This window comes from Escherichia sp. 20412-1 (assembly GCF_003027595.1).
Lineage (GTDB): Bacteria > Pseudomonadota > Gammaproteobacteria > Enterobacterales > Enterobacteriaceae > Escherichia > Escherichia marmotae.
Genome location: NZ_PYQM01000001.1, coordinates 28,687 through 39,292, shown reverse-complemented (window position 1 = coordinate 39,292; position 10,606 = coordinate 28,687). Strand labels below are relative to the sequence as shown.

The following is a 10,606-nucleotide window of genomic DNA, read 5'->3' as shown; positions in this document are numbered from 1 at the left end:
TGCCTGCGCCGGAGCGTTTATGCTAAACTGCGCGCCTGTTTTTTTCCGCTGGTACATACTTGTGGCTCAACACACCGTTTATTTCCCGGACGCCTTTCTGACGCAAATGCGCGAAGCGATGCCTTCGACACTCTCTTTTGATGATTTTCTCGCCGCCTGCCAGCGCCCGTTGCGCCGCAGCATTCGCGTTAATACGCTGAAAATCTCCGTTGCTGATTTCCTGCAATTAACCGAGCCTTACGGCTGGACGTTAACACCGGTTCCCTGGTGTAAGGAGGGTTTCTGGATTGAACGCGACGATGAAGAGGCATTACCGTTGGGCAGTACCGCCGAACATTTAAGTGGCCTGTTTTATATTCAGGAAGCCAGTTCGATGTTACCGGTTGCGGCGTTGTTTGCCGATGGTAACTCCCCGCAACGGGTGATGGATGTGGCGGCTGCGCCGGGATCAAAAACCACGCAGATTGCTGCGAGTATGAATAATGAAGGCGCGATCCTTGCCAATGAGTTTTCCGCCAGCCGGGTAAAGGTGTTACATGCCAATATCAGCCGCTGCGGTATCAGTAATGTAGCTTTAACGCATTTTGATGGCCGCGTGTTTGGTGCAGCGTTGCCAGAAATGTTCGACGCCATTTTGCTGGATGCTCCCTGCTCCGGTGAAGGTGTGGTACGTAAAGACCCCGACGCGCTGAAAAACTGGTCACCGGAAAGCAACCTGGAAATCGCCGCCACCCAGCGTGAACTGATTGACAGTGCATTTCATGCCTTACGTCCTGGCGGTACGCTGGTTTACTCGACCTGTACCTTAAACCGTGACGAAAACGAAGCCGTTTGCCTGTGGCTGAAAGAGACTTATCCCGATGCAGTAGAGTTTTTGCCGTTGGGCGATCTCTTCCCTGATGCAAAAAAAGCGCTGACCGAAGAAGGCTTCTTGCACGTCTTCCCACAAATTTATGACTGCGAAGGCTTCTTCGTTGCTCGTCTGCGTAAAACTCAGGCCATTCCTGCCTTACCCGCACCGAAATACAAAGTGGGCAATTTCCCGTTTAGCCCAGTAAAAGATCGCGAAACCGCACAAATTCGGCAGGCGGCTGCGAATGTTGGCTTACAGTGGGACAAAAACCTGCGTCTCTGGCAGCGTGATAAAGAAATCTGGTTATTCCCGGTGGGCATTGAAGCGTTGATCGGTAAAGTCCGATTTTCTCGTCTGGGAGTAAAACTTGCCGAAACGCATAACAAAGGTTACCGCTGGCAGCATGAAGCGGTCATTGCCCTTGCCTCACCCGACCACGCTAACGCGTTTGAGCTAACACCACAAGAAGCAGAAGAGTGGTATCGCGGGCGCGATGTTTACCCGCAGACCGCACCAACCGGGGATGATGTGTTGGTCACCTTCCAGCGCCAGCCAATCGGTTTAGCCAAACGTATTGGCTCGCGACTGAAAAACAGTTACCCGCGTGAGCTAGTGCGCGACGGAAAACTTTTTACGGGTAAAGCCTGACAGTACACAAAAAGCGCACGTTTTGACTGGCGAATCTGACTGCCTTGACTAGGCTGAAAAATGGTGCGATCGGACTGGTCGTACCACAACCAGCACTTCAATGGAGAGCACGAAGATGAAAACCAGTGTGCGCATAGGCGCTTTTGAAATCGATGACGGCGAGTTACACGGCGAATCGCCTGGTGACCGAACGTTGACCATTCCCTGTAAATCTGACCCGGATTTATGTATGCAACTGGATGCCTGGGACGCCGACACCAGCATTCCTGCCCTGCTAAACGGCGAACACTCTGTCCTTTACCGTACCCGCTACGATCAACAGTCCGATGCCTGGATTATGCGTCTTGCCTGATCCAAAAAGAACCCGTCGGCATGACGGGTTATTTATCCCGGTTATTTTCCCGTTGTAAAATCTCTCCTAAACTTAACGGTACGGCAACGCACTTCGAGGATGAAATGTTCGCGCTGGTACTTTTTGTTTGCTATCTGGACGCTGGTTGTGAAGATATTGTGGTTGATGTCTACAATACGGAACAGCAGTGCCTCTACTCAATGGACGATCAACGGATCCGCCACGGTGGCTGTTTTCCCGTTGAAGATTTCATTGATGGGTTCTGGCGGCCTGCGCAAGATTACAGTGACTTTTAATTACTGGAGTCGTTCCAACGTGAGTGTTCCACCAAAGACCGCGCCGGTATCAATATAATGCAAGTTACCGATATCTACGCGATGGCGTAATGGCGTATGACCAAACCAGAAATGATCAGCGCCGGTAATTCCCTGCCCTTTTCGGCCTTCACGCAATCGCGAGCGACTCCACAACACCTGATGCAGATCGACTTCCTTATGCCACTCATAAATATCATTGGGGTAATCCGCATGGGCGATGACATGCAGTCCGCTACTACAGCTTAATTCAATTATCCACGGCAAAGACCCGCACTTTTCCAGCGCCCTTCTCGCTTGCTCACGTTGGTGCTCTGTCAGTGCGGCAAACCAGTCGCCACCATTCATAAACCACAAAGACATCTGCTGCGATGCCAGCGCATCCATCGCCATCTGCTCATGATTGCCTCTTACCGCCCTGACCCAGCGTTGATCCAGTAATTGCAGGCAACGCAAACTCTCCGGGCCACGATCGATAACGTCACCAACCGAGATTAACAAGTCTTGCCACGGGTCAAACCGGCAGAACCATAATTTCTCTCGCAGTTGCGCCAGGCAGCCATGAATATCACCCACCAGCCAAATATGTCGCCACTGACTACCATCAATTCTCTGATAGATGTGGCCTGCCTGTTTCATCAATTCCTTACTCCCGCGCATAAGATCACATTATTTTAACAAAAATGTTAAAAAAGCCTGGACTGAAACAGTAGAGTGTGTGTTATGGTTGATTGTGAAGTCAGTGAGGGAAAAGCAGTAATGCCATTATCAAACTGGCTTTATAGATAAAAAGAGACCGAACACGATTCCTGTATTCGGTCCAGGGAAATGGCTCTTGGGAGAGAGCCGTGCGCTAAAAGTTGGCATTAATGCAGGCTTAGTTGCCTTGCCTTTTAAGAATAGATGACGACGCCAGGTTTTCCAGTCCGCGCGTAAAGTGGTCAGAAAAAAAGCGCGTTTATCATCCTCTAAAATGTTAAAAACCGCCCGTTCTGGTGAAAGCACCCGGGCGGTTTTTTATTTAAAATCAAAAAATTACTATAGATAATTAACAGAGTCTCTCAGCTCTTTCAATAAACGGTGCCAGACTCACTTTTTCACCTGGTTTATTGGGATCATCAATCTGGATCACCGAAATGGGCTGGGCTTTAGTCTTCCCGCTGGCTACTTCCTTTTGTGCGATATCGTTTAAAGGATACTGCACCAGGGTACTTGGGTTAATGACATACAAAGCATTGCCCGGACGACAGGTCAGCATCACCTCTTCGCGATTAAACGCCCATTTGTCTTTACCCATTTCAAAACGGCTGACGGTAATCACCTGCGGAGCCGCCAACGCCGCTGCCGAACTGGTGAGTAACAGAAACGCCAGAATACTTTTTTTCATCATTTTCGTAATCCATCAAAAAGGTTCGAGAGTCGCAAGCAGGCTGATAATCACCAGCACTACCGCACCTATCGCCCATTCGAGTTTAGTCATCCACACAAACCAGGGTGCCGCACGGTCTTCGTCCTGCCCCATGCGCGGAACAAGAACATAACGATTTGCCAGCGCGATGGCCACCATAACCATTACCAGTATGACTTTAAGTAATAAAAGCTGCCCCCAGTACGTCACTTGTGTGGGGGAAAATCCAGTGATTAACAATGTATTAAGCACACCACTGCCCAGTACACCTATCACAGCAAAATGTCCACACCGGGAAAATCGCATCAGTGCATGAATGGCCTCACGTCGCCAACGCCCTTTCACCAACTGCATACACCAGACGACCGGCAGCAAGCCACCAAACCATGCCGCCGCACAGATCAGATGTACGGCGTGATTCGTCTGATGGATTTTCGCCGTTAATCCTTCGTTTAATGTCGCGTGTCCTACTCCCGCCATCAAAATAAATTGCGCGGTAGTTAACATAAACAACAAACGAGGCATATTCCGTGGTTGCATCAGAGCCACGGTCAGCGTAACGAGGGCGAGAACGATTTGCCAAATCCAGACACCACCAAACTGTGTTTGTAACACCGACAACCAAATGTTCAACGACACCACATCCGGCCATCCCGCGCCCATCAACCCTCCCTGAACGGCGAACATCGCAGCGGCACTGCTCAAACTCCAGACGGCGGCGTGCTGTTGTATACGCAGAAAACGTTTCGCCAGTAATCGACGAATTGTTACTGGTGCCAGCCATGCTCCATACATCGCGAAGCCAAAGACCAGCATCAGGGAGATAAAATGGATAAATCGTAGTGCGACCCAGGTAAACGCCAACATGCTTTATTTCACTGTAAAGGTGTATTGCCCTTTGGTTTTATGCCCGTCCACCGAAACAACATGCCAGTTAACGGTATAACTCCCGGGCTTCAGGGCGTCGGCAAGCGGAACAATCAATTGGGTTTTGTCCTGTTCATTACGCTTCGCGGGTAACGTTTTAATATTTTCATTCTTTGAGCCAATGACTTTTGCGCCGCTGAACCCGGGTTCAATACTTTCAGAGAAGTTTAAAGTAATAGCCTGTGGAGCAGCGATAACCTCCGCATTCGCCGCAGGATACTGATGCGTCAAATGCGCATGCGCCCAGGCAGAAGGTACTCCCAGCGAAGCTGTCAGAAATGTCAGCGCATAACGAAGGGAACGTGCAGTTGAAGCCATATTATCTATTCCTTTTTGTAATAACTTTTTTACAGAGCATAACCTTGTCTAATGATAGAGTCGAGGATCATCAATTCCGGCTTGCCATCCTGGCTAACTCTTAGTAACTTTTGCCCGCGATTAATGAGGAGACACAGCATGTTGAAGAATCTGGCCAAACTGGATCAAACTGAAATGGATAAAGTTAATGTCGATCTGGCGGCCGCCGGGGTAGCATTTAAAGAACGTTACAATATGCCGGTGATTGCTGAAGCGGTTGAACGTGAACAACCAGAACACCTGCGAAGCTGGTTTCGTGAGCGCCTTATCGCCCACCGTCTCACCTCTGTAAATCTGTCACGTTTACCTTACGAACCTAAACTTAAATAAACCTTATATTAAGTTACACTTCCTTACATGATGCCTGCTAAATTATGAGTATTTTCTTATTCTCACCAATATTTGCGGACACTGTGAAAAGGAAGTCATCATGTCATACAGGAAAGTCGCAGCAGCACAATATGAGCCTCGTAAAGCCTCACTCACTGAGCAGGTAGCCCATCATCTGGAGTTCGTGAGGGCTGCCGCCAGACAGCAGTGTGAACTTTTGGTTTTCCCCTCGCTTTCTCTACTGGGATGTGATTATAAACGACGCCCTCTTCCTGCCCCGCCCGACCTCTCGCTGTTAGACCCGCTTTGTTATGCCGCAACGACTTATCGAATGACCATTATTACCGGCCTTCCCGTTGAATATAACGATCGATTTATTCGTGGAATTGCCGTATTTGCACCGTGGATGAATGCGCCAGCAATTTATCATCAAAGTCACGGAGCATGCCTGGGGCGACATTCCAAAACCATCACGGTGGTGGATGGACAACCTGAAGGTATTGATATGGACCCGAGCTGCTCACTCTTTACCACCGGTCAGTGTATCAGCGAGCCAGATTTATTGACTTCTACTCGCCACTTACAATTTTTCTCACATCAATATTCCATCGCTGTTCTAATGGCTAATGCCCGCGGTAATAGTGCATTGTGGGATGAATATGGTCGCCTCATCGTCCGCGCCGATTACGGTTCGTTATTGTTAGTTGGTCAGCGCACATCGCAGGGTTGGCAAGGCGATATCATTCCATTACGCTAGGCGTTTTCGACCCGGAGTTTTGCCATGTTGCGTATTATCGATACTGAAACCTGCGGTTTACAGGGAGGGGTCGTGGAGATTGCCTCTGTTGATGTTGTTGACGGGAAAATCGTTAACCCTATGAGTCACCTGGTTCGCCCCGACCGCCCTATCACTCCGCAGGCTATGGCGATCCACCGTATTACTGAAGCCATGGTTGCTGACAAACCGTGGATTGAAGACGTGCTCCCACACTACTACGGTAGTGAATGGTATGTCGCCCACAACGCCAGCTTTGACCGCCGTGTACTGCCTGAAATGCCCGGTGAGTGGATCTGCACGATGAAATTGGCCCGTCGTTTGTGGCCTGGGATCAAGTACAGCAACATGGCGCTGTATAAAACACGTAAGCTCAATGTGCAAACGCCGCCGGGGCTGCATCACCACCGTGCGCTGTATGACTGTTACATCACCGCGGCCTTACTTATCGATATTATGAACACATCCGGCTGGACGGTAGAACAAATGGCGGATATCACCGGGCGTCCGTCATTGTTAACGACATTCACGTTTGGCAAGTATCGCGGCAAAGCGGTATCAGAAGTTGCAGAGCGCGATCCGGGCTATCTGCGCTGGTTGTTTAATAACCTCGACAGTATGAGCCCGGAACTGCGTTTAACCTTGAAGCACTATTTGGCGGATGCTTAAGCCGCTGGCTGACCAGGTAATGTTCCCTGCGCCAGCGCGACCAGAAAAGCATATTCCATTGCCACACCTTCGTAAGATTTAAAGCGACCGGATTTGCCGCCATGCCCCGAGTCCATGTCGGTACATAACAGCAACAGATGGTCGTCTGTTTTAAGCTCGCGCAATTTAGCCACCCATTTTGCCGGTTCCCAGTATTGCACCTGTGAATCGTGTAAACCTGTCGTCACCAGCAAATGTGGGTAAGCCTGCGCCGTGACATTGTCATACGGGCTGTAGCTTTTCATGTACTCGTAATATTGTAGATCCTGCGGATTCCCCCACTCTTCAAACTCGCCCGTAGTGAGCGGAATCGACTCATCAAGCATCGTCGTCACCACATCGACAAACGGCACCTGGGCAATAACGCCGTGGAACAATTCTGGTCGTTCATTGATAGCGACCCCCATCAACATGCCACCCGCGCTACCACCCATCGCATAACAGAGCGAAGGAGAACCGTAACCCAGCTTTAACAGTGCGTCGCAGGCATCAAGATAATCATTGAAAGTATTTTTCTTTTTCAGGAACTTGCCATCTTCGTACCACTGCTGCCCCAGTTCACCACCGCCACGAACATGCACAATGGCGTAGACAAAGCCGCGATCCAACAAACTCAGGCGACTAAAACTGAAATCGGCATCAATACTTGCGCCGTAAGAACCATATCCGTACACCAGCAGCGGGTTGTGCCCTTTGCGGAAATGTTTGCGATGATAAACCAACGAAACCGGAACTTCGACGCCATCACGGGCGGTGATCCACAGGTGTTCACTACGGTAATTCTCTGCATCAAAACCGGGCACTTCAGTTTGTTTTAATACGCGGCGTTCACCGGTGTCCATATCCAGTTCAAACAGCGTGTCTGGCGTGGTCATGGAGGAATAGCCGTAACGCAATCGCGAAGTTTCAGGTTCCGGATTATAGGCAATCCAGGTGACGTAAGCCGGATCGTCAAAAGCAATACCGATAACTTCCCGCGTTTTGCGATTGATTTGCCGCAGACTGGTTAACCCACGCTGGCGCTCTTCAACCACCAGCCAGTCGGTAAACAGCGTAAATCCTTCCAGCATGATGTTATCGCGTGGCGGAATTAACTCTTCCCACTGCTGCTCTTCACGCATTCGGGTACGATATAAACCAAAGTTTTTGCCGTTACGGTTAGAGCGTAGATAAAAGCGGTGCTGATAATGATCGAGACTGTATTCGTGATCTTTACGCCGCGGCAAAAAGACAAACGGTTCTGCATCGGCCAGCTCGGCATCCAGCAGACGAACTTCACTGGTCGTGGCGCTGGCAAGGTGAATAACCACATAGTGTTTTGATGTCGTTTTATGCAGACTGACATAAAACGTATCGTCTTTTTCTTCGTAGATCAGTTTATCTTGCGATGCCGGAGTCCCGATGGCGTGCCGCCAGACCTGATAAGGCAGCAGAGTTACCGGATGCTTACGCACATAATAAAAAGTCCATGAGTCATTCGCCCAGACAAAGCTGGGTTCCACATTATCCAGCAGTTCGGGATACCAGTTGCCCGTTTCAAGATTGCGAAAACGGATGCCGTACTGGCGTCGGGAAAGGAAATCTTCTGCCAGCGCCATAATGGTGTTATCGGGCGTTATAGCCATGCCGCCCATAGAATAAAATTCACTGTGTGCCGCCCGCTTGTTGGCATCAAGCAACGTTTCCCATTCGTCCCACTCTTCAGTGAATGCAGACTGGCGTTGATAAATGGCATATTCACTGCCGGGTTCATAAATATGCCGGTAACGATAACCGTTTTTAATATAAGGCGCAGAGACTTCTCTTTGCGGGATACGCTCAATGATTTCTTTTAGTATCCGATCCTGCAGGGCTTGTTGCGAAGCCATCACCTGGTGCCCGTAACTATTTTCCTGTTGCAGGTAATTCAGTACTTCCGGCTGCGAGCGCGTGTCGTCCCGCAACCAGTAGTAATTGTCGATACGCGTATCACCATGAAGCGTCATGGCATGGGGAATTCGAGCAGCTTTGGGTAGCATGTTATTGTTCTTTCTGGTTGAAGCATCTTATAAGGGTGGCAAAACTCACCCGGGATGCAAGCGAAACAGGACAGTCATTGCAGCGATGATGACACGTTATGAAGTGAAAATCGAAAGGTAGCAGGCAGATAAAATCAGTCGGTTCAACTAGCTGTGCGAGTTTGTATAGCCCGAAAAACGTAAATATAGGGCTATACAGAGAGAAGGATTATTCAGACAAAGTACGCTTTTGCTGTTCGAGATCGCGTTCGATCCCTTCGCGAACATCCTGGGGAATTTTCAGCGCGTCGCCCAGTGCATTCAGGTAACTACGCTCCATAAAATGGTCAATATCAATAGCTGCACAGCTCAGGAAATAGATTTCCAGCGCCTCTTCTTCGTTTCGAACCCCCAGGGCCAGACGCTGAGGATCCAATGGCTGTTCGATTGCCTGCTCGATAAGAACACGGCCCTGCTCTTCTACACCCGCTTCACGCAATTGCTGATCGATAGCCGCACGCTCTTTGGCATCAATATGACCATCACTTTTAGCGGCAAATACCAGCGCGAGGATCAAACGTTCCGTGCGCTCATCCAGCGGCGTGCTCTGGGTGCCGAATTGCGGTTCGTTCTGGTGCGCCGCGCGAATTTTATCTTTGTATTTGTTCCACAGCACCGTACCAGCCACCGCGCCACCGCCTACCAGCAACGCGTTCGTGCCATACTTCGTTAAAAGTTTACGTGCTGATTTATTCGCTACCAGTAACCCAGCCAGCCCGCCTAATGCGCCCGGCACTAAAAGTTTGCCCAATCCCTGATCCGTAGACGAGGAGGTAGAAGAACTGTTTTGCCCGAGAAGGGATTGCAGTTGATTTAACCAGTTAGCCATGTTTGCTCCTCAATAACCATTTTAATGCCTGTAGCATAGCGGATGAGGATGTCAGAAAGTGTATATTGAGGCAAAAGATGCGCAAATTAGCGGACAGCAAGGAAGCCAGCCACGGAAAATGGTGATCGGGTTATTTAGGGTAATTGCGATGGTAGAGGTTTGTAGCCGTAATTGGAGTTGCCTTATGCTGATTGCCTGATGCGACGCTGTCGCGCCTTATCAGGCCTGCGGGATCTGGTGCGTTATAGAGCGGATAAGACGCTCGCGCCGCATCCGCCAGGGGTTATGTGCAATGACTGACAGCAATTAACGACGCTGGTAATCCGCCATTCCCGCTTTACAGTCCACATTAACCAGATAATGAATATCAGCGCTTTTACCACGCACTGTCAGCGGAACTGACCATTTATCATCTTTACCCTGAATATCCTGCACACTGACCCACGCTACCGGATCGGCCTGACCAACGATTTTTTGATCGTCTGCCCAGCGCGCGACGCGGTTTTGTTGATAATCGCGTTTTACACTCGCAGCGATTCCGGCAGCATCCAGACCTTCACACTTTGGGAAAGTGACCGACTTGCTGGTTTCGTTATTTGCAGCGAAAACTGATGCACAGGCAGAAAGCAGTAACAGCCCCAACAACGCCCCTCTTTTTTTCATGTTTTTCTCCATAGCACAATGATTCAGGAGAAAGCATGGTACAAATTATCAGGAGCGCAAGTGGCTTCAGGCGGCGTGTGTCTCATCTGCCACATCAGAGCGACTACCGACCACCTGGGGAGACGGTAATTTACCAGTTTTCAGAATCGTGCTAAGCACATCTTTCTGTTCTGCCAGCCACAGCGAAAGCGCTTCACGTTGCTCGTCTTCCATTTGTACTGGAGAACTTGTCAGCCAGGTGTCGAGCAGATCCGCCGTATCAAGCATTTTGTCATAAGCATCGGCTTCCTTTTTGCTGGTAAACGACATCTTCTCTTCGCCCTCACGAATGACTACGTATTTAATTTCAACCGCCATTTGCAGCCTCTCACAATAACTGTAATTT

General features: G+C 49.7%; 14 protein-coding genes. 6 read left to right on the top strand and 8 right to left on the bottom strand.

The window, feature by feature from the left end:
- Window positions 1-61: 61 nt before the first annotated feature.
- The 3 genes from rsmF to C7B16_RS00220 all read left to right on the top strand — a co-directional run bounded on the left by rsmF (window position 62) and on the right by C7B16_RS00220 (window position 2,149).
- Window positions 62-1,501 carry a 16S rRNA (cytosine(1407)-C(5))-methyltransferase RsmF gene (gene rsmF / locus C7B16_RS00230; RefSeq protein ID WP_107179292.1) on the top strand — a complete coding sequence of 480 codons (1,440 nt, stop codon included), beginning with the start codon at window positions 62-64 and terminating at the stop codon, window positions 1,499-1,501.
- Between the two features lie 115 nt (window positions 1,502-1,616).
- Window positions 1,617-1,853 (top strand): YebV family protein, encoded by a 237-nt coding sequence (locus C7B16_RS00225; RefSeq protein WP_001516264.1) that lies wholly within the window; start codon window positions 1,617-1,619, stop codon window positions 1,851-1,853.
- Between the two features lie 104 nt (window positions 1,854-1,957).
- Complete coding sequence (locus tag C7B16_RS00220; RefSeq protein ID WP_001516263.1) at window positions 1,958-2,149, top strand: YebW family protein; 192 nt, start codon at window positions 1,958-1,960, stop codon at window positions 2,147-2,149.
- On the opposite strand, the gene pphA is transcribed toward C7B16_RS00220, so the two are convergent.
- The 4 genes from pphA to yobA all read right to left on the bottom strand — a co-directional run bounded on the left by pphA (window position 2,150) and on the right by yobA (window position 4,820).
- On the bottom strand, window positions 2,150-2,806 hold the full coding sequence (gene pphA / locus C7B16_RS00215) for a protein-serine/threonine phosphatase (RefSeq protein ID WP_000806226.1): 657 nt from the start codon (window positions 2,804-2,806) through the stop codon (window positions 2,150-2,152). It lies immediately after the preceding gene.
- Window positions 2,807-3,215: 409 nt separating this feature from the next.
- Window positions 3,216-3,557, bottom strand: coding sequence for a YebY family protein (locus C7B16_RS00210; RefSeq protein WP_000976465.1), 342 nt, complete (start codon window positions 3,555-3,557; stop codon window positions 3,216-3,218).
- Between the two features lie 12 nt (window positions 3,558-3,569).
- Window positions 3,570-4,442 carry a copper homeostasis membrane protein CopD gene (gene copD, locus C7B16_RS00205; protein ID WP_107179240.1) on the bottom strand — a complete coding sequence of 291 codons (873 nt, stop codon included), beginning with the start codon at window positions 4,440-4,442 and terminating at the stop codon, window positions 3,570-3,572.
- 3 nt (window positions 4,443-4,445) lie between these two features.
- Window positions 4,446-4,820 carry a CopC domain-containing protein YobA gene (gene yobA / locus C7B16_RS00200; RefSeq protein WP_000168753.1) on the bottom strand — a complete coding sequence of 125 codons (375 nt, stop codon included), beginning with the start codon at window positions 4,818-4,820 and terminating at the stop codon, window positions 4,446-4,448.
- A gap of 138 nt (window positions 4,821-4,958) precedes the next feature.
- On the opposite strand from yobA, the gene holE reads away from it, so the two are divergent.
- From holE to exoX, 3 genes are all read left to right on the top strand, one after another.
- On the top strand, window positions 4,959-5,189 hold the full coding sequence (gene holE / locus C7B16_RS00195) for a DNA polymerase III subunit theta (protein WP_000916764.1): 231 nt from the start codon (window positions 4,959-4,961) through the stop codon (window positions 5,187-5,189).
- Between the two features lie 100 nt (window positions 5,190-5,289).
- Window positions 5,290-5,946, top strand: coding sequence for a carbon-nitrogen hydrolase family protein YobB (gene yobB / locus C7B16_RS00190; protein ID WP_061090866.1), 657 nt, complete (start codon window positions 5,290-5,292; stop codon window positions 5,944-5,946).
- A 24-nt stretch (window positions 5,947-5,970) separates the two neighbouring features.
- Window positions 5,971-6,633 (top strand): exodeoxyribonuclease X, encoded by a 663-nt coding sequence (gene exoX / locus C7B16_RS00185; RefSeq protein ID WP_000944296.1) that lies wholly within the window; start codon window positions 5,971-5,973, stop codon window positions 6,631-6,633.
- Here exoX and ptrB read toward each other — a convergent pair.
- The 4 genes from ptrB to yebG form a co-directional block, all read right to left on the bottom strand.
- Entirely contained in the window at window positions 6,630-8,690 is a 2,061-nt protein-coding gene (gene ptrB / locus C7B16_RS00180; RefSeq protein WP_016248631.1) for an oligopeptidase B, read from the bottom strand. The two genes, exoX and ptrB, sit on opposite strands and share 4 nt — an antisense overlap.
- 208 nt (window positions 8,691-8,898) lie before the next feature.
- A complete protein-coding gene (locus tag C7B16_RS00175; RefSeq protein ID WP_000024720.1) occupies window positions 8,899-9,558 on the bottom strand; it encodes a tellurite resistance TerB family protein in 660 nt (219 codons plus the stop codon).
- Window positions 9,559-9,864: 306 nt separating this feature from the next.
- Window positions 9,865-10,221 (bottom strand): protein YebF, encoded by a 357-nt coding sequence (gene yebF, locus C7B16_RS00170; RefSeq protein ID WP_001516261.1) that lies wholly within the window; start codon window positions 10,219-10,221, stop codon window positions 9,865-9,867.
- Window positions 10,222-10,287: 66 nt separating this feature from the next.
- A complete protein-coding gene (gene yebG, locus C7B16_RS00165; RefSeq protein WP_016248628.1) occupies window positions 10,288-10,578 on the bottom strand; it encodes a DNA damage-inducible protein YebG in 291 nt (96 codons plus the stop codon).
- Between the last annotated feature and the right edge of the window lie 28 nt (window positions 10,579-10,606).

Coding starts and splice junctions, on each gene's coding strand:
- C7B16_RS00225 (WP_001516264.1), top strand. CDS start 1,617: ATGAAAACCAGTGTGCGCATAGGCGCTTTTGAAATCGATGACGGCGAG.
- C7B16_RS00220 (WP_001516263.1), top strand. CDS start 1,958: ATGTTCGCGCTGGTACTTTTTGTTTGCTATCTGGACGCTGGTTGTGAA.
- pphA (WP_000806226.1), bottom strand. CDS start 2,806: ATGAAACAGGCAGGCCACATCTATCAGAGAATTGATGGTAGTCAGTGG.
- C7B16_RS00210 (WP_000976465.1), bottom strand. CDS start 3,557: ATGATGAAAAAAAGTATTCTGGCGTTTCTGTTACTCACCAGTTCGGCA.
- copD (WP_107179240.1), bottom strand. CDS start 4,442: ATGTTGGCGTTTACCTGGGTCGCACTACGATTTATCCATTTTATCTCC.
- yobA (WP_000168753.1), bottom strand. CDS start 4,820: ATGGCTTCAACTGCACGTTCCCTTCGTTATGCGCTGACATTTCTGACA.
- holE (WP_000916764.1), top strand. CDS start 4,959: ATGTTGAAGAATCTGGCCAAACTGGATCAAACTGAAATGGATAAAGTT.
- yobB (WP_061090866.1), top strand. CDS start 5,290: ATGTCATACAGGAAAGTCGCAGCAGCACAATATGAGCCTCGTAAAGCC.
- exoX (WP_000944296.1), top strand. CDS start 5,971: ATGTTGCGTATTATCGATACTGAAACCTGCGGTTTACAGGGAGGGGTC.
- ptrB (WP_016248631.1), bottom strand. CDS start 8,690: ATGCTACCCAAAGCTGCTCGAATTCCCCATGCCATGACGCTTCATGGT.
- C7B16_RS00175 (WP_000024720.1), bottom strand. CDS start 9,558: ATGGCTAACTGGTTAAATCAACTGCAATCCCTTCTCGGGCAAAACAGT.
- yebF (WP_001516261.1), bottom strand. CDS start 10,221: ATGAAAAAAAGAGGGGCGTTGTTGGGGCTGTTACTGCTTTCTGCCTGT.
- yebG (WP_016248628.1), bottom strand. CDS start 10,578: ATGGCGGTTGAAATTAAATACGTAGTCATTCGTGAGGGCGAAGAGAAG.